This is a genomic window from Marinobacter panjinensis (genome assembly GCF_005298175.1).
GTDB lineage: Bacteria > Pseudomonadota > Gammaproteobacteria > Pseudomonadales > Oleiphilaceae > Marinobacter > Marinobacter panjinensis.
This window is the reverse complement of sequence record NZ_SZYH01000001.1, coordinates 3,145,852-3,163,165: the sequence shown is the minus strand read 5'-3', so window position 1 is coordinate 3,163,165 and position 17,314 is coordinate 3,145,852. Positions and strand designations below refer to the sequence as shown.

Here is a 17,314-nt window from a genome sequence, read left to right as displayed (position 1 = left end):
TGTTTTGCCAGTCTAATAAAATGTAACAGTTCATTTCAGCAAAAAAATAAGCGGAGACAACGCGATGAGTACCATAAGCAAGTTCAAGAAACTGGCAGGATTTTCTGCGTTTGCCTTTGCCGCAATGACAGCGGCCAATTCGGTAAACGCCGCAACCTGGCGCTATGCGCACGAAGAATACGAAGGTGATGTTCAGGACGTATTCGCTTACGATTTCAAGGAATACATTGAAGACAACTCCGACCACACCATTCAGGTCTACCGGTTTGGTGAGCTTGGCGAATCCGACGACATCATGGCGCAGACCCAGTCGGGCATCCTCAACTTTGTAAACCAGTCCCCCGGCTTCACCGGTTCCCTGATTCCGGAAGCCCAGATTTTCTTCATTCCTTACCTCATGCCGACCGACATGGACACGGTGATTGAGTTCTTCCGTGAAAGTGAGGCCATTAACAAGAGGTTCCCAGAGCTTTATGCTGAGAACGGCCTTAAGCTTTTGCAGATGTACCCGGAAGGCGAGATGGTCGTAACCGCTAACGAGCCGATTACCAAGCCCGAGGACTTCAAAAACAAGAAGATCCGGGTTATGACCAACCCGCTGCTGGCCGAAACCTACAACGCCTTTGGTGCGACGGCGACACCTTTGCCCTGGGGCGAGGTATACGGCGCACTGCAGACCAACATGATCCAGGGGCAGGAAAACCCGATCTTCTGGATCGAGTCCGGCGGTCTGTACGAAGTGTCTCCGCACCTGACCTTTACCAGTCACGGCTGGTTCACAACTGCAATGATGGCCAACCTGGATTTTTACGAAGGGCTGTCTGACGAGGATCAGAAGCTTATCGAGGACGGAGCTGACTACGCATTCGAGAAGATCATTGTTCACATTGATGGCCTCGCCGCTGAAGCCCTTGAGAAAATCAAGGCGGCCAGCGACGAAGTGACCGTTACCCGTCTGAATGATGAGCAGATCGAAGCCTTCAAGGCCCGCGCACCGCAGGTAGAAGACAAGTTCATCGAAATGACTGGCGAGAGCGGCAAAGAACTGCTCAACCAGTTCCATGAAGATCTCAAAGAAGTTGAGAATAATTAATATGTAAGGAATGATCTCCGCCGGTCCGCCGGCGGAGCTTTTGCATATATCCCGCCCCACCGGGGCCCTCTCCATCGGTCGGGAGCGGGATGCTTTGGAGCGTTCCCATGTCTGATAATTCCCCGGATTTAAACGATGACACCGGCTCCTTTGAGTCTGGCTTGCCCGGATTTCTGGGAACCATTGATGTCTTTATCAGTAAAGTAGAGGCTGTCATGCTCGCCATGGGCGTGATCCTGATGGCACTGAACACTTGCGCCAATGTTATTGCGCGGTATGTGTTGGGCGAGGGCATGTTCTTTTCAGGTGAGGTTAACCGGATACTGATTATCCTCATTACCTTCGCCGGCATCGGCTATGCGGCCCGCCATGGCCGGCATATCAGGATGTCTGCGATCTACGACGCTATTCCCCCCAAAGGGCGGAAAGTACTCATGATCTTCATTGCTCTGGTCACCTCGGTGCTAATGTTTTTCCTCTGTTACCACTCCTATTTTTACATCGAAACTCTTGCCAGCCGTGGGCTGATTCTCCCTGCGCTTGGGATCGAAATCTGGTGGATATACATCTGGGCACCGGTCGGTTTCGCCATCACCGGCATTCAGTATTTCCTTACGGCTATCAAGAACTTCACCAGCAAGGATGTTTATCTGTCTACCGGTGTGATCGATGGTTACTCGGACTCCGAGTCCGAGGTCTGACCCTCTGAAGCTGCACTAAAAAAGGAAAGAAATCATGGCAACTATAATGATGGTGATCATGATCGGGCTGCTTCTGCTGGGCTTCCCGATGATGGTGCCTTTGATCGCCGGTGCTGTTGTTGGTTTCGTGATGATGTTCGATGGCTTCGGACAGATGGGAACCTTCGTACAGCAGATGATGGCGGGTATTCGTCCGGCATCGCTGATCGCGGTACCGATGTTTATTCTGGCAGCGGATATTATGACCCGTGGTCAGTCCGCGGACAGGCTGATTAACATGGTCATGGCGTTCATAGGCCATGTAAAAGGCGGACTGGCCATCAGTACCGCCACCTCCTGCACCCTGTTCGGTGCCGTGTCCGGATCAACCCAGGCAACGGTTGTGGCTGTGGGTTCTCCCCTGCGGCCAAAACTGCTCAAAGCGGGCTATTCCGACTCCTTCTCCCTGGCACTGATCATCAACTCCAGTGACATTGCTTTTCTGATCCCTCCCAGTATCGGCTTTATTATTTACGGGGTTATCTCCGAGACCTCGATTGCCGAACTGTTCATTGCCGGCATCGGGCCGGGCCTGATGATATTGTTCATGTTTTCGATCTATTGCCTGATCTATGCTCGCGTCAACAATCTGCCCACCGAGGAAAAATCCACATGGGGCCAACGAGGCGTAGCCATGCGCGAGGCTCTATGGCCATTGTTTTTCCCGGTTATTATTGTCGGCGGCATCTATGGCGGCATTTTCAGCCCGACAGAGGCAGCTGCGGTCTGCGTGCTCTACGCCTTCCTCCTGGAATTCGTGGTCTTCCGCTCGCTGAAATTGCCGGACATTTACCGGATCGCAAAATCCACAGGCCTGATTACCGCTGTGGTGTTCATCCTCGTAGCAGTGGGTACGGGCTTCTCCTGGATTATTTCCTTTGCCCAGATTCCCCAGGCGATTCTTGAATCGGTCGGTATCGCTGATATGGGGCCGGTTGGCGTCATGGTTACCATCTGTATTGCCTTCTTCGTCGCCTGTATGTTTGTCGATCCGATTGTGGTGATTCTGGTACTGACACCGATTTTTGCCCCGGCGATTGAATCCACCGGCCTGGACCCGGTACTTGTAGGTGTCCTGATTACACTTCAGGTGGCCATCGGCTCGGCAACACCACCCTTCGGGTGTGACATATTCACTGCCATAGCCATATTCAAGCGCCCGTACTGGGAGGTCATTCGCGGCACTCCACCGTTTATCTTTATGCTGGTGGCTGCTGCGGGGCTGCTCATCGCCTTCCCGCAAATTGCGCTGTTCCTGCGTGACATGGCGTTCCGCTAAGGGCCGCAAAGACCAATTTCAGGGAGAAGATCATGTTCAAAAAGATCCTGGTGGCCGTTGACGGTTCCAAGTCGTCCTTCAAGGCCATGGACAAGGCCATTGAACTGCAGAAGCTTATGGATGCCGAGATCTATCTGATCTGTGTTTACAAACACCACAGCCTGTTTGAGGCATCCATGTCGATTGAGCGCCCCGAACGCATGGATATCCCTGACAAGGCGTTATCGGAATACGCCAAGGATATCGTCAACCATGCCAAGGAAAAGGCAAAAGAGAAGGGTGCGGTGAAAGTCCGGGGGTTCGTCAAGGCCGGGCGCCCCTCCAGCGTTATCGTCAAGTTTGCCCAGGAAAAAGACGTGGACCTGATTGTGCTCGGCAGCCGGGGCACTCACAGCGACAAGGACGGCATGCTGCTTGGCAGCGTGTCGCACCGCGTCGCTTCCAAGGCGAAGTGTCCGGTTTTGGTGGTATAGAGCGCTTTTCGGCACCTCAGGCCACCTCTACCCTGTCCCGCCCGGCCTCCTTGGCTCGGTAAAGTGCCCGATCGGCGAGCCCCAGCAGGCTATCGGGGGATTCGCTGCATTCGGGCCAGCTTGCAACACCTACCGAGATAGTGACATGGCCCAGGTCGGTACCACTGTGTTCTATCGGCATTGATCGAATCGCCCGGGCAAGCTCCGTTGCCTTGTCACAGGCGGCTTTGGCGTTGGAGCCTGCCATGATGATGACAAACTCCTCACCACCAAAGCGGCACACCACATCACTGTCGCGGAAGTGCCTGGCCAACCTGCCCGCTACCGCTTTCAGGGCCGAGTCACCGGCCTCGTGGCCATGGGTATCGTTGAACTGTTTGAAGAGATCGATATCCACAATCAGCAAGGACAGTGGCTGCTCACTTCTCAGGGCAACCGCGGACTCGTGCTCGAACAACTGATCGAAGTAGCGGCGGTTCTTCAGTCCGGTCAGCGCATCTTCATAAGAGTATTTGTGCAATTCCTCCCGCAAGCCAATGCTTGAAAGCGCAATGCCGATTTTCTGGAGCCCCTGGCTCAGCGCCTGAAATAGCCTGGCAGCACCGTAATCCGTACTTTCTCCAGCGAATTCCTTCGGCACCTCGACAAACAACAAAGCCATGGTTATCTGCCCTTCTGTTGCCGACTGGATATTAATCCAGAGGCACAGGGAGCCATTCACATCTTCTTGCCACTCAGACCAGGACTCACCGGATTCGGCACTGTAACGGGCTGGAATATGATTCTGCGGCGGTGGACCATCGGGAGTTTCGATCCGGGCAGGCGATTCTGGTTCTCCCGCGTAGCCCCAGCGTGTCAGCAACATGTAGGCCCTGCCGTCATCGACCCTCTGGTAAAGTCTTCCTCTGAGGGGGCTGCAGAGGTCCGGAAGCCGTCGTGCCATAACAGGGAACGTCTGGTTCAGGGTAATGCAATCCTGTAACTCCGCAATGATGTCATTGAGAACGCGGGTTTTCTCATTCTCGAAAGTCAGCAACCGAACCCTGGCTTGCTCAAGACGGGCGAGGGCCTCTGCCTTTTCCGTTCGCTCGGCAACCTGCTGCTCAAGCGACAGGTTTAACTGGTGCAACGCCTGCTGGGTGCGGGCGTAGTGCCACAGTGAAATCAGCACCACCGCCAATGAGAATATCAGCGTGCCCCAACTGACCGGCACCCGCCACCAGGGGAGAACGCCATGAGCGACCGCCATATCCACCACCAGAAGGCTGCAGAATATGCCGTAGGCGGCGAGTATGACCTGCTGTTCAATCCGAAGGTCACGAAAGCGCCTGACCACGACAACGGCGATCATGACAAGTGAGGCCAGTAGCAGGGCATCGAATGGCGGGAATGTGGATGACAGGTCCACAGCCCCTGTTAACGCCAACCCGATGGCGGCAACCACATACACCAGGTGTATTTTCCACACCAGGTTGATCAGCCAAGGACGGTGTTCCGAAAACCACTGTTCCAGCAACAAAGCCATGGCCACCGGCAACATATAGTAGGAGCCGGCTGCCAGGTAATCCCAGGCCAGTGGAGCATTCCAGAGCAGCTGGCTTGCCTGGCTTTCGGAAAGCAGCAACAGGGCCGATGACAATGAAAACAGGGCAATGCTGCCAAAGCTCTTTTTCTCGGTCTGAAGCAGGGCAAAAATCAGGGACAACAACGCAATCAGGGCGGAAAACCCGGCAATAACCAATGCATCAAGGGAGTTTTTGAGGATAAACAGCACAAGGTCTGGGCGGTTCATGATGGAGACTTCGCCCCACAGACCTATATCGGTGTAATCCGAGAAGATCCGAAAGTACGCCTGCTTGCCCTCGAACCCCTCCGGCAATGGGATGGCATGCCAGGGCCACCCCTCGAAACGCCCCCGGCCCTGATCATCAAAGGTACCGTACTGGTAGATGTTCTCGCCATCCAGCCAGACCTGCACGATCAGATCCACGCTGAAGATGTAGAGCACGGGTTCCTGCCATTCACCCTCCGGCAAGGTGACGCGGTACCAGACGTGTTCACGGCCATTTCGCCCTGGAGGATTGGACGGAAAACCGATGGCCTGCCATTGATCCGGCTCGTCTGCCTGTGTCCATTCCGGAACGCCGTCTTCAGTGAACGGCGAATCACCCCAGCGATATTCCCAGCCCTCTTCCAAGTCAACGGCGGCATTAGCCGCCTGCGCGCCGAAAAAGCTCAGGATAACGAGGAGGATCAGGCTTCCTACCTGTGGGGGGAACAGCTTCTGCATACAGTACGGCGCCTGTCGCTTGAGGATACAGTGCTTATATTATAGAACACCCGTGCCAGTAAACTCTCTCAAGGGCACGATAAACTCAAGCCTTGACTGCGCCGGCCAGCAAAACGTTTTCACGCCCCGGAGCATCAACTCCGGGGTACCTTCCCGGGAAACACAGTTATTGCCCGGACTTCAGCATTTCCCAGTACCTGGTGTACACCTGCATGGCGTCGTCACCCACGTCTTTCTGAAATTCGGCGTTAGTGAGATCCTCTGCTGTTGGATAGCTGGTGCGGTCATTGGCGACTTCGTCGCTCAACAGTTCACGGGCAGCAAGATTGGGCGTGGCATAGCCAATATCTTCACTGATCAGTGCGGAAATTTCCGGCTGCATCACGAAGCTGATGAACTTGTGAGCGGCGTCCGGATTCCCGGCATTTTTGGGAATCACGAAGCTGTCCAGCCACACAATGGTTCCCTCTTCCGGATAGACGTATTCCAGTGAAGGCATGTCTTCCTTGCCCATAACAGCTTCGCCGTTCCAGATCATGCCGATATCGGTTTCACCTTCCAGGTACGGCATGCGGGGCGCATCAGAGTTGAAAGTGCGCACCGAAGGCATCAGCTCGGTGAGCTTTTCGTAGGCTTCCCTGATTTCATCCGGGTCGGTGCTGTTGCCGGAGTAACCGAGAACCCGCAGACCGATGTGGAAAACCTCGCGCATGTCGTTGGTGAGCATCACACGGCCTTCGTATTTCTCGTTCCAGAGGTCTTCCCACGCCGTTACTTCGCCGCCGTCGACGTCGTTGGCATCATAGGCCAGGCCCGTGGTGCCCCACAGGTAGGGAACGCTGTATTCATTGTCGGGGTCGATCTCCAGGTTGATCAGCTCGGGATCCAGCTTTTCAAAGCCTTCAATCTTCTCGCGATCAATTTTCTCCAGCAGGCCCTCTTTGCGCATTTTGTTCACGTAATAGGTGGATGGCAATGCCAGATCGTAATCCCCGCTTTCGTCCAGCAGTTTGAGCCGCGCGTACATGGCCTCATTGCTGTCGTAAGTGGTGTAAATCACCTGGATACCGGTTTCCTCTTCAAAGCGGTCCAGTACTTCCTGCGGCATGTATTCAGACCAGTTGTACAGGTTCATTATCTGCGGTTCCTCCTGGGAACTGCATCCGGTCAGAGTCGCAACCACCAGGCCTGCCAGCGCCAGTTTTTTCATCGTTTGCTCCTTGTCAGTATCCATTGAGACAGCATCAACATCGTCAGGGAAAATACCAGTAACAGGGTGCCTAAAGCATTCACTTCGGGTTTCAGACCCACACGCACCATAGAGTAGATCCGCAATGGCAGAATTTCATAGCTGGGGCCACTCACGAACGTACTGACCACCACATCATCCAGGGATAAGGTGAAACCCAGCAGCCAGCCGGCCAGCAACGCCGGCATGATCACCGGAATCAGTACCGTGCGGGTCATGGTGAAATCATTGGCTCCCAGGTCCCGGGCCGCTTCCGGTAGGCTTTCATCAAATCCGCTGAGCCTGGCCATCACGGTAATCACCACGAATGGCAGGCAAAAGGTTACGTGGGCCAATAGCAGGGACACAAACCCCAGCTGCAGCCCCACCAGCAGGAACAGCGCCAGTAGCGAGATGGCCAGCACAATCTCCGGCGACATCATGACGACAAACAGCATGCCCCGCAGCATGCGCTTGCCGCGAAAGCGATAGCGGTGAAGCGCCAGCGCCGTCAACGCACCGATGACGGTCGATACCGTAGCGGCCACCAGTGCCAGCCACAGGGAGTTCCACATGGCCTGCACCATGGCGTGGTTGTTGAATAGCGACTGGTACCACTCGAGGCTGAGCCCGCCCCAGCGGTAGCCGGTACGGGAACTGTTGAAGGAAAACACCACCAGCACCAGGATTGGCAGGTAAAGCAACACGTACACCAGGGTGAGGTAGGTTTTCGGCAGCCAGCGGGTCACGTCGGCGCCTCCTCACCCAGCCGCCGCTGGCTGAGCTTGTGGGCAAACAGCAATACCGCCATGGCCACCGTGAGCAGAATGCTGGCAGCGGCACCGAAGGGCCAGTCACGGGCATCCAGGAACTGGTTCTTGATAACGTTTCCCACCAGCAGGTTGCGGGAGCCCCCCAGTATGTCCGCCACAAAAAACAGGCCCATGGCCGGCAGCAGCACAAGCATCACGCCTGCCAATACACCGGGCAGGGTCAACGGAATGGTTACGTGCAGGAAGGTGGACAACTTGCCTGCCCCCAGATCGTGTGAGGCCATCAACAGCTCCTGCCTGAGATCATCGAACACGGAATACAGCGGCAGGATCATGAATGGCAGCAACAGGTAAACCAGCCCGATAATCACCGCGCCTTCGGTGTAGAGCATTTTCAATGGCTCGTCGATAATCCCCGCTCCCATCAGCACATTGTTGATCAGACCGTTGGTGGCCAGCAGCAGTTTCAGGGCGTAGGTGCGCACCAGGGAATTGGTCCAGAAGGGAACGATCAGCAGGAAAATCAGCAGGGTCTGGCGCTGCTTGCCCAGGCCAGACAGAGCCCAGGCAAAGGGATAGCCGATCAGCAGGCAGAAAAAGGTGGTTACTCCCGCCATGTAGAGGGAGCTGAGGAAGACATCCAGGTACAGGGGATCGAACAGTTGCCGGTAACTGTCGAGATTCAGTGGCAGCGAGAGGAAGGTGCCCGGATCCCGGGTCATCATACTGGCACCCACCACCAGCAGATTGGGGGTGAGCACCAGGAGCAGAAGCCAGCCCCAGACCAGAACCAGCACAGCAGTCTTGAAGGGCTGCTGAAGCACTCTATGCATCCGTGGCCAGCCCTTCCGCCTCTTCGTTCACCGGTTCCGGTTCTACCGGCAGCAACCACTCCCAGCCATCCACCCAGCTGACCCTTACCGGCTCACCCAGTTTATAGTCGAAGGTGGGGTCGTCCTCATCAAAGAATTCGCTGGCCAGCACTTCAGTGCCATCTTCCAGGTGAATCACCGAGTCCAGTGTGCTGCCCTTGTAGTTGCGCTCCACGATCTTTCCGGCCAGGCCATGTTCGTCCTCGGGAGCAAGCACGCGAATATCTTCGGGGCGCAGCAGCACGTTGACCTGCTCACCATTACGCACATCGAATGCCGGTTTCTGCAGGGTACGGCGCAGCCCCAGGATATCGACCGTAATGGCATCCGCAGCCACAGACGCAAGATAACCGGGAAACAGGTTGGTTTCGCCCACGAACCGCGCTGTAAAGAGGTTAGCAGGCCGCTCGTAGATTTCACGGGGCGTGCCCAGTTGCTGAATCTCACCGTCTTTCAGCACCACCACCCGGTCCGACATCGACAGGGCCTCTTCCTGGTCATGGGTGACGAACACGAAGGTGATCCCCAATTCCCGCTGCAGGCGCTTCAGTTCAACCTGCATGGTACGGCGCAGCTTGTAGTCCAGGGCAGACAGCGGCTCATCCAGCAACAGCAGTTGCGGACGCTTGACCACCGCACGGGCAATAGCCACCCGTTGCTGCTGGCCGCCGGACAACTGATGTGGCTTGCGGCGCGCGAAGTCCTGCAACTGCACCATCGCCAGCACGTCATCCACGCGCTGACGGATTTCATCTTTTGGCCGCTTCTCCATTTTCAGGCCGTAGGCAACGTTGTCGTACACCGACATGTGGGGAAACAACGCGTAATTCTGGAATACGGTATTGAGGGGGCGATGCTCGGGGGCGGCATGGGTGATGTCGTGGCCGGACAGGATCACCGATCCGGCATCCGGCTGCTCGAAGCCAGCCATCAGTCGCAGAAGTGTGGTTTTACCGCAACCCGATGGCCCCAGCAACGTGATGAACTCGCCGTCCAGAATGTCCAGGTCCAGCGAGTCCAGCACGGTTTTGCCGTCGAACGCCTTGGAGACGTTCTTCAGCGAGAGGAGCGCTTCCTTCATTCACTCGAAACGCTGTTCAGGTAGGCCTTATCGGAAATATTCGTCCACTGGCGAACCTGTTGCAGGTAGTCGTGTTGGGAGGTGATGATCTCCTTTGCCAGTTCATCCTTCTGTGCCGCTTCCGCCAGCAGTTTGTCGGTCGCCTCTCGCAGCGCCTCGATGACTTCCGGTGGGAACGTCTTGTGAGTTACGTCCGGATAGTCTTCCTTCATGCGATCCCAGGCGATACCACTTTCATGGGTGCTTTGGATATACATGTCATAGGCGGCGGTGCGCATGGAAACCCGCAGGATTTCCTGCAGTTCAGGCGGGAGCTTGTTCCAGGTTTTCTCGTTGATCAGGAACTGCACTTCCGCGCCCGGCTCCTGCCAGCCCGAGTAGTAGTATTTGGCAATCTGGTGGAAACCCATCTGGAAATCGAGTGCCGGGCCTACCCACTCCAGAGCATCGATGGTGCCTCTTTCCAGCGCGCTGTATAGCTCACCCGGGGGGATATTGGTCACAGCCACACCGACCTCGGACATGACCTCGCCAGCAAACCCGGGCGTTCGCATTTTAAGGCCCTGGAGATCTTCCACAGTCTCGATTTCCTCGCGGAACCAGCCGCCCATCTGGTTGCCGGTGTTACCACCGGGGAATGACAGCAATCCATGGGGTTGGTAGACCTTTTGCATCAGCTCCATGCCGCCACCGTGGTAGAACCAGGCGTACTGCTCAGGCGCGATCATTCCGAAAGGCACAGTAGTGAAGTACATGGCGTTAGGAATCGAGCCCTTGTAGTAGTAGGAGGCGGTGTGCCCCATGTCGTACTGGCCCGCTTTCACCATGTCGAAGATGCCAAACGGTGCTTTGTGCTTATTCGAGGAATCGATGCGGAACTGCAGGCGGCCACCGGACATCTTTTCGGCCATGGCCGCCATGTTGCGCGGTGTTTCGCCCAGGATCGGGGAGTTAGGCCCCCAGGTTTCAGCAAGGCGGATAGTGTAGGTTTCTTGCGCCAGCAGTGATGTGCTTGTCAAAGACAGCATCAGAGCCAGGGCAGTCAGGAGGGGTTTGAAAGAAAACATAAGCGAGCCCTTTTCCGTTATTATTGGAGTTGGAACATACGGCTCACATCATAGCTTGCTGGCCGGCTGACGCCAATCGTCAACCGGCCGATAGCAAAGGTTTTATACTTTGAACTGCCCCACCAGATCCCGCAGGTTCTCACCCAGCCGCGCAAGCTCGTGGCTGGCTTCGTTGGTCTGGGTAACACCGGTATCGCTGCGCTGAGCCGCATCCACAATACGCACTACGTTCTGATTGATTTCCTCGGCCACCTGGCTTTGCTGCTCAGCCGCCGTGGCAATCTGGGTGACCTGATCGTGGATATGCCCCACGGATTTTTCGATGGTCCGCAAGGCATCCGTGGCGTGGTTGATCCGCTCGACCGTTTCAGTGGAACGGCTGCGGGAGGCGTCCATCCGCTCAACGGCTGCGCGGGACTCGGTCACGAAGCCATCGATCATGCCACGAATCTGGTCTGCGGATTCCGCGCTGCGCTTGGCCAACTGCCGTACCTCATCGGCAACTACCGAGAAACCACGGCCATGCTCGCCGGCACGCGCAGCTTCAATGGCGGCATTGAGTGCCAACAGGTTGGTCTGGTCGGTAACCGCGTGGATCACATCCAGCACCTGGGTGATCTCGTCGGTCTTTTCGGCCAGGTTACTGATGCGGGTAGAGCTTGCTTCAATTTCGTCCGAAAGCTGGTTGACCGAAGACTGGGCGTTGGCAATGGTCTCACCGCCATCCCGGGCCAGCTTGTCGGCATCGGAAGCGGCACTTTCCACTTCGTTGGCATTGCCGGAGATCTGCTGAATGGTCGCGGCCATTTCGTTGATGGCCGAGGCAATCTGGTCGGTCTCCGAGCCCTGTTCCTGAACCGATGCCCGGGTTTCCGTGGCAACGCGGCTGAGCTCTTCAGCGGCAGACGCAACCTGATCGGTCGTCGCACCCACTTCCCGTATGGTGTCCTGGATTTTCACGATAAAGGCATTGAATCGGCGGCCCAGCTCCGCCAGTTCATCGCTACCTTCGTCTGGGAGGCGGTGGCGGAGATCACCCTCACCCTCGGCAATGTCCTTCATCAGGGCGATAACCCGATTCAGCGGGTTGGTGACAGTGCGGCCAACGAAGACACCGATCAACAGGGCAATGATCACCACAATCACGGTTACCAGTACAATAAAGCCCAGAGTCTCGGCGATTTCCTGTTCGATATCGGCCCGGGCTGTGGCGATTTCTTCTTCAATATCGGTGACATAAACGCCGGTGCCAATCATCCAGCCCCAATCCGGAATGATGGTGGCAAAGGACACCTTGGGCTCAACCTCGCCGGACGCCGGATTGGGCCAGTCATAACCAAAATAGCCATCGCCCTCTGCCGCATCGAACAGTGACCGTATCAGTTTCCGCACATCCGGATTGGTGGTAGGCCCTTCCCGGGAAGGATCCGGCGCATAAGCCAGGTTTTCCAGGTCACGGGCGTAGGCAAACACATAGTTGCCGCCTTCAAACCTTATGGAACGCAGGCGGTTCCTGGCCGCTTCACGGGCTTCCCTGTCTGACAGGTCCGGATCATTCTTGGCTTCCAGAACCACCGAGCGGGCTGCATCTACCAGGCTTTTCAATCCTTCCTTGCGCGAGTCCAGCAGGCTGGCCTCCAGTCGCTCAAGCTCGGCCTCGCCGCCACTCTTTATCTGGGCAACGGTAATCCAGGCAAGGGTCGCCGCCGTAATCATTACCGGAACAAGAACGCCCAGCAACAGACGGGAACGAATGCGTAGCCGGCTCAGTAAGTTCATTGGTTATTACTCCGAAAAATGTTGGATACTGTGCGCAATTATCCACAATGGTGCGCCCGGGTGTGTTCCAGTTTGTAAAACGTACGTAAACAGGCAGGCTGCATCCTCGTACTTCCATGCCGCAATTCGTTAGCGTCCCGGCATTTCGTGTTTAAAGGGTTATCGGCCAATAGCTGAAGGGCTTGAACCGGATTTAGACGAAAGGCCTGGCTCCTGTTCAGAGGCGCGGATGAAATACCTGTATCTGATTCGACATGCCAAATCGAGCTGGGCCGATGACAGCCTCGGTGATCACCAGCGCCCCCTGAACAGCAGGGGGCGAAAACAGCTTGGCCCCATGAGTAAAGCGGTGCGTGCGGCAGGCGTTCTGGATGGCCCGATCTTCTGTAGTAATGCGACCCGCGCACAGCAGACCCTGGATGGACTTATTCCGGGAGACTTGCGTCGGAACACTTACGTAGAACCTGCGCTCTACACCTTTAACCACAAGTTGCTGATTGACTGGCTACGGGAGCGGCAGGAAGAAGAGAGCATCACCCTGATTGGCCACAATCCCGCCCTGGAAGAGCTGGCGGGCTACCTGCTGAAACAGGCGCCGGAAAGTTTTCCGACATGCGGCTTCATGCAGATAGCACTGCCGGTAAAAAACTGGCACAAGCTGGCGCGGAACAAAGGCCGACTGAAACAGTTCCTTACGCCCAAAGATGTCAGTTATGAGCAATTCAACCGCAAGCGCCTGAAGCTCCCGGGCAACGAAGACACACCTCTGACCCGACACATCCCCGAGACACTGCAACACCAGTACCAGCGCATACGGGATCTCGAAACCGGGGTTATCCGGGGCTTTGATGACGAATTCCTGCACCAGTACCGCATTGCCATCCGGCGTAGCCGCGCCATCGCCGAATCCGTCAGCGAGACAGGCGGCGACTCCGACCTGCGCAAGGCAACCAAGGCACTGAAAAGGCATGCCCGGGCCACCAGCCAGCTCAGAGACCTGCACGTATTCCTTGCGGACCTGGAGCGGTGGCAACTTAAAGCAGAGACACAATCGGCGCTGGTCAGCTCAGGCGCCAGAAGTCATTTCGCCAACCTGGCAGACCTTGAGCACCGCGCGCTCGCCAAGCGAATGGCCGGCAAGAAATACCGCAAGGACATGGACAGCTGGCACCAGCTCATCACATCCCACTACTTTGAAAAAAAGACCCGGAAACTGACAACGGCAGACATCCGGAAAGCGCTGAACAGGCGTATAAAGCAATACAACACGTTAACGCAGCAACTGAGCCAGCAGGCACCAGACGACGACTACCATAGCCTGCGGAAACTGCTGAAACGCATACGCTACCTGGCCGAGCTGAACAAACCTGCGTTCCGGAAAATGCTCAGACAACTGAAACAACGCCAACACCGATTCGGTGATTTTCAGGATCTGCGCGTGCAGATCGATATGCTGACGTCCTTTCGCAACGGTATCGCCACCGAACCCGACATGCTTGAGCCCGTAGCAGGACTGAATGACCTGATAGCAGGCCTGACGGCTGAAAAAACCAGCGTGCGAGATGACATACTCACCCTAGGAGGTATTGATGGACACCCTGTTCTATGACGGCCAGTGCCCTTTGTGCGCAAAGGAAATCGGTACTCTGAGGAAACTGCAGCGGGGGGATCTTGTGTTCGCGGACATCCACGCCCAGCAGAACCGCAAGGGTATGCTGCCAGATCGGGAGGCGCTGCTACGCCGGCTCCACCTGCTGACCGGCGACGGCAATTGGGTGATTGGCCTGCCCGCCAACGTGCGTGCCTGGTCTCACACCCGCCTGGGATTTTTTTTCAAGCCGTTACTCTGGCCGGTCATTTACCCCGTTGCAGAGCGCATCTACGAAAGCTGGGCAGACAAACGCTACGATCGGAAATACGCCTGCGGAACCTGTGAGGTTTAACTATCTAGAACCGGTACTCAGGGCCGGCCGAGAATACATGAATGTCGGATTCGAAGTTCTCGACATCCCCGATGTTATCGCCAATATTCCGCAGATAATCCCATTCCAGACGCAAACCCAAAGATCTGGTGATGTCTGCCTTGAAACCCACCCCGGTGCGAAATGAGATACCGCGCTCAGAGTCACTGGCGCTGCCAAAACCCGTGAGAGAGGCGCTCACATCCTGTTGCCAGAACTGCACGCCCGCCTTGGCAAACAGCTGGAACATTCCGAATCTGGGAGTGAAAACCAGCAACGAACCATCAAACATGTGGTAGCTGGCATCGATCGAGGCACTCATACCCGGAATGGAAGCGCTGGCAGACACATCATCGATGTAGCGGTAGCCACCTTCGAACGCCAACTGCTCATCCAGAAAGCCGCCCCCATACAGACGGCCCGTTGTCGATGTATCATCACAACCAGACCCGAGGCCTTCGCAAAAATCTTTCACTTCTGCCTGGCCCAAAGAGAAACCTGCATAGACATACTCGGCGGCGGCATTGCCGGAAACACCTGAAAACACGCCAGCAACAAACACGCACGACAAAACCCTGTTTGCCTTCAACATACTGATTTCCTTGTGTACGGGGAATGATTCTCTCAGGGTCGGAGATGGTACACGTCGAGGATGGAACAATGGCGCCAACATCAGGAGGTTTTACAGGGTTTTGCAAAAAACCTGGCTGAAGGGCGGCAAGCACACAGCAGGCAAACTACACAGTGCGTTGACGCCCAGCCCAGGCCGACCAGGAATAGAGCCCCAGTGCCACCCAGATCATCACGAAGCTCAACAGTTTTTCCCCGCTCATGGGCTCGTCAAACACGAACAACGCGATAAAGAACTGTAGCGTGGGGTTGATGTACATCAGAAAGCCCACGGTGGCCAGTCGCAACCGGCGGGCGGCGCCGGCAAACAACAGCAGCGGGATAGCCGTGACCATACCGCTGGAGATCAGCAGCAACGTGATGGTTGAACTGTCACTGAAATGGGACTGGCCGGCAGAGCCCAACCATGCAAGTGCCAGCAGGCTGACAGGCAGCAGCAGCAAGGTTTCTACGAACAGGCCCGACAGGCCATCCAGCTCTACCTGTTTGCGCAGCAAGCCGTAGGTACCGAAACTGAAGGCCAGCACCAGGGTTATCCAGGGCACCAGGCCCAGCAGGAACAACTGGTACAGAATGGCGACGGTGGCCAGCGCTACGGCCACAACCTGCAAGCGGGAGATGGTCTCTTTCAACACCAGCATGCCCAGGGCCACATTCACCAGCGGCGTGAGGAAGTAACCGAGGCTGGCCTGGAGTACGTGGCGGGTTTCCACAGCATAGATGTAGACACCCCAGTTCACCGCAATGAATACCGCACACCCGAGTACGAAGCCGAGTTTTTTGGGACGTGCCAATGCCGCTGTTATCGGCTTCCAGCGCTTGAGAATGGTCACCACGACAGCCAGAAAAACGCAGGACCAGATAACCCGGTGGATCAGCACTTCATACGAGGGCACCCCTGCGAACAGGGCAAAGTACAGCGGAAAGCAGCCCCATATGGTATAGGCGGAAAGGCCGTACAAGACGCCTTTGGTGGCTTCGGGAGTGTCAGTTTTCATAGCTTCCTCATGATCCGGTGCGTCAATTTAGCACACTGCTGGTGACGCCTGCCCGGCAAATGCCTTACTCTCGGTGTATTACTTCAGCGCTTTGGAGAACCCCCATGAAAACGGCCCACGATCTGGTTGCGCAAGCCAAACAGGATATTCACGAAGTCCCGCTGGACCAGGCGGATGATGCGATCCGGAAAGCCGATATGCTGATAGATGTGAGAGACCCGGACGAATACCGCACCAGCCATATCCCCGGGGCAGTGAATATTTCGCGAGGTATGCTGGAGTTCAAGTTCAGCAACGATCCGGCGCTGGAAAGCCGTGACCTGAACATTGTGTGCTACTGCAAAACCTCTGGCAGGGCCGCGCTCAGCGCGAAAGCATTGCAGGAAATGGGGTACCTGCATGTCACCTCGATTGCCGGAGGGTTTGATGCCTGGCAAGAGGCCGGCAAAGACGTGGTGCAGCCTGAAATGCCCTCTTTCGAGTAGCTGTGCGGATCAGAAGCAGCAGGTTTTGTATTTTCTGCCGCTACCACAGGGGCAGGGCTCATTCCTGCCAGGCTTGAGCACGCCTTCGCTGGTGTCACCGCTGACGTAATACCAGCGGCCACCCTCTCGGAGGAAGTCGGATTTCTCTTCCAGGTATCCCCAGCCGTTGTCAGTACGATAGATGGCACGAAAATGCACGGTGCCATCGTTACCCGAATCATCTGACGACAGGATCTTCAGTGAGGCCCACCGGGGCGTTTGCTCCAGGCCCAGGTTTTGTGGGCGGGTGCTGGAGTGCCATGTGGACTGCAGGTAATCGGCCAGCTTCAGTACAAAGGCGCTGTAGCGGGACCGCATAAGTGCTTCCGGCGTTGGTGCCGGTTTGCCCTGATGGTAGCCCTGACAGCAGGCACTGTAAGATTCACCACTGCCACAGGGACAACGCTCCTGAGTTCCTTGTGCAACCATCTGCCAACGCCTCCGAGCCGGGGTAAAAGGTTCATTTTAACAGTTTTGGTTGTCCCGGCGCTGTGATATCAACACTCATCCATCTGTTCGAGTAACC

General features: G+C 56.2%; 17 protein-coding genes. 7 read left to right on the top strand and 10 right to left on the bottom strand.

Annotated features, from left to right (window positions below; all coding sequences use genetic code 11):
- The first annotated feature begins 64 nt into the window (after window positions 1-64).
- From FDP08_RS14490 to FDP08_RS14475, 4 genes are all read left to right on the top strand, one after another.
- Window positions 65-1,093 (top strand): TRAP transporter substrate-binding protein, encoded by a 1,029-nt coding sequence (locus FDP08_RS14490; protein WP_137436835.1) that lies wholly within the window; start codon window positions 65-67, stop codon window positions 1,091-1,093.
- Window positions 1,094-1,200: 107 nt separating this feature from the next.
- Window positions 1,201-1,794, top strand: coding sequence for a TRAP transporter small permease (locus FDP08_RS14485; RefSeq protein ID WP_137436834.1), 594 nt, complete (start codon window positions 1,201-1,203; stop codon window positions 1,792-1,794).
- Between the two features lie 34 nt (window positions 1,795-1,828).
- A complete protein-coding gene (locus FDP08_RS14480; RefSeq protein WP_137436833.1) occupies window positions 1,829-3,112 on the top strand; it encodes a TRAP transporter large permease in 1,284 nt (427 codons plus the stop codon).
- A 32-nt stretch (window positions 3,113-3,144) separates the two neighbouring features.
- Entirely contained in the window at window positions 3,145-3,585 is a 441-nt protein-coding gene (locus FDP08_RS14475) for a universal stress protein (RefSeq protein ID WP_137436832.1), read from the top strand.
- A 16-nt stretch (window positions 3,586-3,601) separates the two neighbouring features.
- Here the strand turns inward: FDP08_RS14475 and FDP08_RS14470 are convergent, their stop codons facing one another.
- The 7 genes from FDP08_RS14470 to FDP08_RS14440 all read right to left on the bottom strand — a co-directional run bounded on the left by FDP08_RS14470 (window position 3,602) and on the right by FDP08_RS14440 (window position 12,675).
- Window positions 3,602-5,875 carry a sensor domain-containing diguanylate cyclase gene (locus tag FDP08_RS14470; protein WP_137436831.1) on the bottom strand — a complete coding sequence of 758 codons (2,274 nt, stop codon included), beginning with the start codon at window positions 5,873-5,875 and terminating at the stop codon, window positions 3,602-3,604.
- A 166-nt stretch (window positions 5,876-6,041) separates the two neighbouring features.
- On the bottom strand, window positions 6,042-7,085 hold the full coding sequence (locus FDP08_RS14465; RefSeq protein WP_137436830.1) for an extracellular solute-binding protein: 1,044 nt from the start codon (window positions 7,083-7,085) through the stop codon (window positions 6,042-6,044).
- Window positions 7,082-7,852 (bottom strand): spermidine/putrescine ABC transporter permease PotC, encoded by a 771-nt coding sequence (gene potC, locus FDP08_RS14460; protein ID WP_137436829.1) that lies wholly within the window; start codon window positions 7,850-7,852, stop codon window positions 7,082-7,084. The genes FDP08_RS14465 and potC overlap by 4 nt, the downstream gene beginning before the upstream one ends.
- Window positions 7,849-8,709, bottom strand: a complete 861-nt coding sequence (gene potB / locus FDP08_RS14455; RefSeq protein WP_137436828.1) for a spermidine/putrescine ABC transporter permease PotB — start codon at window positions 8,707-8,709, stop codon at window positions 7,849-7,851. The genes potC and potB overlap by 4 nt, the downstream gene beginning before the upstream one ends.
- Window positions 8,702-9,829 (bottom strand): spermidine/putrescine ABC transporter ATP-binding protein PotA, encoded by a 1,128-nt coding sequence (gene potA / locus FDP08_RS14450; RefSeq protein ID WP_137436827.1) that lies wholly within the window; start codon window positions 9,827-9,829, stop codon window positions 8,702-8,704. The genes potB and potA overlap by 8 nt, the downstream gene beginning before the upstream one ends.
- Window positions 9,826-10,896, bottom strand: a complete 1,071-nt coding sequence (locus FDP08_RS14445) for a TRAP transporter substrate-binding protein (RefSeq protein ID WP_137436826.1) — start codon at window positions 10,894-10,896, stop codon at window positions 9,826-9,828. Before FDP08_RS14445 ends, potA begins: the two co-directional genes overlap by 4 nt.
- 102 nt (window positions 10,897-10,998) lie before the next feature.
- Window positions 10,999-12,675: a methyl-accepting chemotaxis protein gene (locus FDP08_RS14440; protein ID WP_137436825.1), complete on the bottom strand. Its 1,677-nt coding sequence runs from the start codon at window positions 12,673-12,675 to the stop codon at window positions 10,999-11,001.
- A gap of 229 nt (window positions 12,676-12,904) precedes the next feature.
- On the opposite strand from FDP08_RS14440, the gene FDP08_RS14435 reads away from it, so the two are divergent.
- Together FDP08_RS14435 and FDP08_RS14430 are read left to right on the top strand one after the other, a co-directional pair.
- Entirely contained in the window at window positions 12,905-14,284 is a 1,380-nt protein-coding gene (locus FDP08_RS14435; RefSeq protein ID WP_137436824.1) for a CHAD domain-containing protein, read from the top strand.
- Window positions 14,265-14,618, top strand: coding sequence for a thiol-disulfide oxidoreductase DCC family protein (locus FDP08_RS14430; protein WP_137436823.1), 354 nt, complete (start codon window positions 14,265-14,267; stop codon window positions 14,616-14,618). The genes FDP08_RS14435 and FDP08_RS14430 overlap by 20 nt, the downstream gene beginning before the upstream one ends.
- 4 nt (window positions 14,619-14,622) lie before the next feature.
- On the opposite strand, the gene FDP08_RS14425 is transcribed toward FDP08_RS14430, so the two are convergent.
- Together FDP08_RS14425 and rarD are read right to left on the bottom strand one after the other, a co-directional pair.
- Window positions 14,623-15,228, bottom strand: coding sequence for an outer membrane beta-barrel protein (locus tag FDP08_RS14425; protein ID WP_170979036.1), 606 nt, complete (start codon window positions 15,226-15,228; stop codon window positions 14,623-14,625).
- 145 nt (window positions 15,229-15,373) lie between these two features.
- Entirely contained in the window at window positions 15,374-16,264 is an 891-nt protein-coding gene (gene rarD / locus FDP08_RS14420) for an EamA family transporter RarD (protein ID WP_137436821.1), read from the bottom strand.
- 104 nt (window positions 16,265-16,368) lie between these two features.
- Between rarD and FDP08_RS14415 the strand changes: the two genes are divergently transcribed.
- Window positions 16,369-16,749 (top strand): rhodanese-like domain-containing protein, encoded by a 381-nt coding sequence (locus tag FDP08_RS14415; protein WP_137436820.1) that lies wholly within the window; start codon window positions 16,369-16,371, stop codon window positions 16,747-16,749.
- 9 nt (window positions 16,750-16,758) lie between these two features.
- Here the strand turns inward: FDP08_RS14415 and FDP08_RS14410 are convergent, their stop codons facing one another.
- On the bottom strand, window positions 16,759-17,217 hold the full coding sequence (locus tag FDP08_RS14410; protein ID WP_137436819.1) for a YchJ family protein: 459 nt from the start codon (window positions 17,215-17,217) through the stop codon (window positions 16,759-16,761).
- Window positions 17,218-17,314: the final 97 nt, after the last annotated feature.

Coding starts and splice junctions, on each gene's coding strand:
- FDP08_RS14490 (WP_137436835.1), top strand. CDS start 65: ATGAGTACCATAAGCAAGTTCAAGAAACTGGCAGGATTTTCTGCGTTT.
- FDP08_RS14485 (WP_137436834.1), top strand. CDS start 1,201: ATGTCTGATAATTCCCCGGATTTAAACGATGACACCGGCTCCTTTGAG.
- FDP08_RS14480 (WP_137436833.1), top strand. CDS start 1,829: ATGGCAACTATAATGATGGTGATCATGATCGGGCTGCTTCTGCTGGGC.
- FDP08_RS14475 (WP_137436832.1), top strand. CDS start 3,145: ATGTTCAAAAAGATCCTGGTGGCCGTTGACGGTTCCAAGTCGTCCTTC.
- FDP08_RS14470 (WP_137436831.1), bottom strand. CDS start 5,875: ATGCAGAAGCTGTTCCCCCCACAGGTAGGAAGCCTGATCCTCCTCGTT.
- FDP08_RS14465 (WP_137436830.1), bottom strand. CDS start 7,085: ATGAAAAAACTGGCGCTGGCAGGCCTGGTGGTTGCGACTCTGACCGGA.
- potB (WP_137436828.1), bottom strand. CDS start 8,709: ATGCATAGAGTGCTTCAGCAGCCCTTCAAGACTGCTGTGCTGGTTCTG.
- potA (WP_137436827.1), bottom strand. CDS start 9,829: ATGAAGGAAGCGCTCCTCTCGCTGAAGAACGTCTCCAAGGCGTTCGAC.
- FDP08_RS14445 (WP_137436826.1), bottom strand. CDS start 10,896: ATGTTTTCTTTCAAACCCCTCCTGACTGCCCTGGCTCTGATGCTGTCT.
- FDP08_RS14440 (WP_137436825.1), bottom strand. CDS start 12,675: ATGAACTTACTGAGCCGGCTACGCATTCGTTCCCGTCTGTTGCTGGGC.
- FDP08_RS14435 (WP_137436824.1), top strand. CDS start 12,905: ATGAAATACCTGTATCTGATTCGACATGCCAAATCGAGCTGGGCCGAT.
- FDP08_RS14430 (WP_137436823.1), top strand. CDS start 14,265: ATGGACACCCTGTTCTATGACGGCCAGTGCCCTTTGTGCGCAAAGGAA.
- FDP08_RS14425 (WP_170979036.1), bottom strand. CDS start 15,228: ATGTTGAAGGCAAACAGGGTTTTGTCGTGCGTGTTTGTTGCTGGCGTG.
- rarD (WP_137436821.1), bottom strand. CDS start 16,264: ATGAAAACTGACACTCCCGAAGCCACCAAAGGCGTCTTGTACGGCCTT.
- FDP08_RS14415 (WP_137436820.1), top strand. CDS start 16,369: ATGAAAACGGCCCACGATCTGGTTGCGCAAGCCAAACAGGATATTCAC.
- FDP08_RS14410 (WP_137436819.1), bottom strand. CDS start 17,217: ATGGTTGCACAAGGAACTCAGGAGCGTTGTCCCTGTGGCAGTGGTGAA.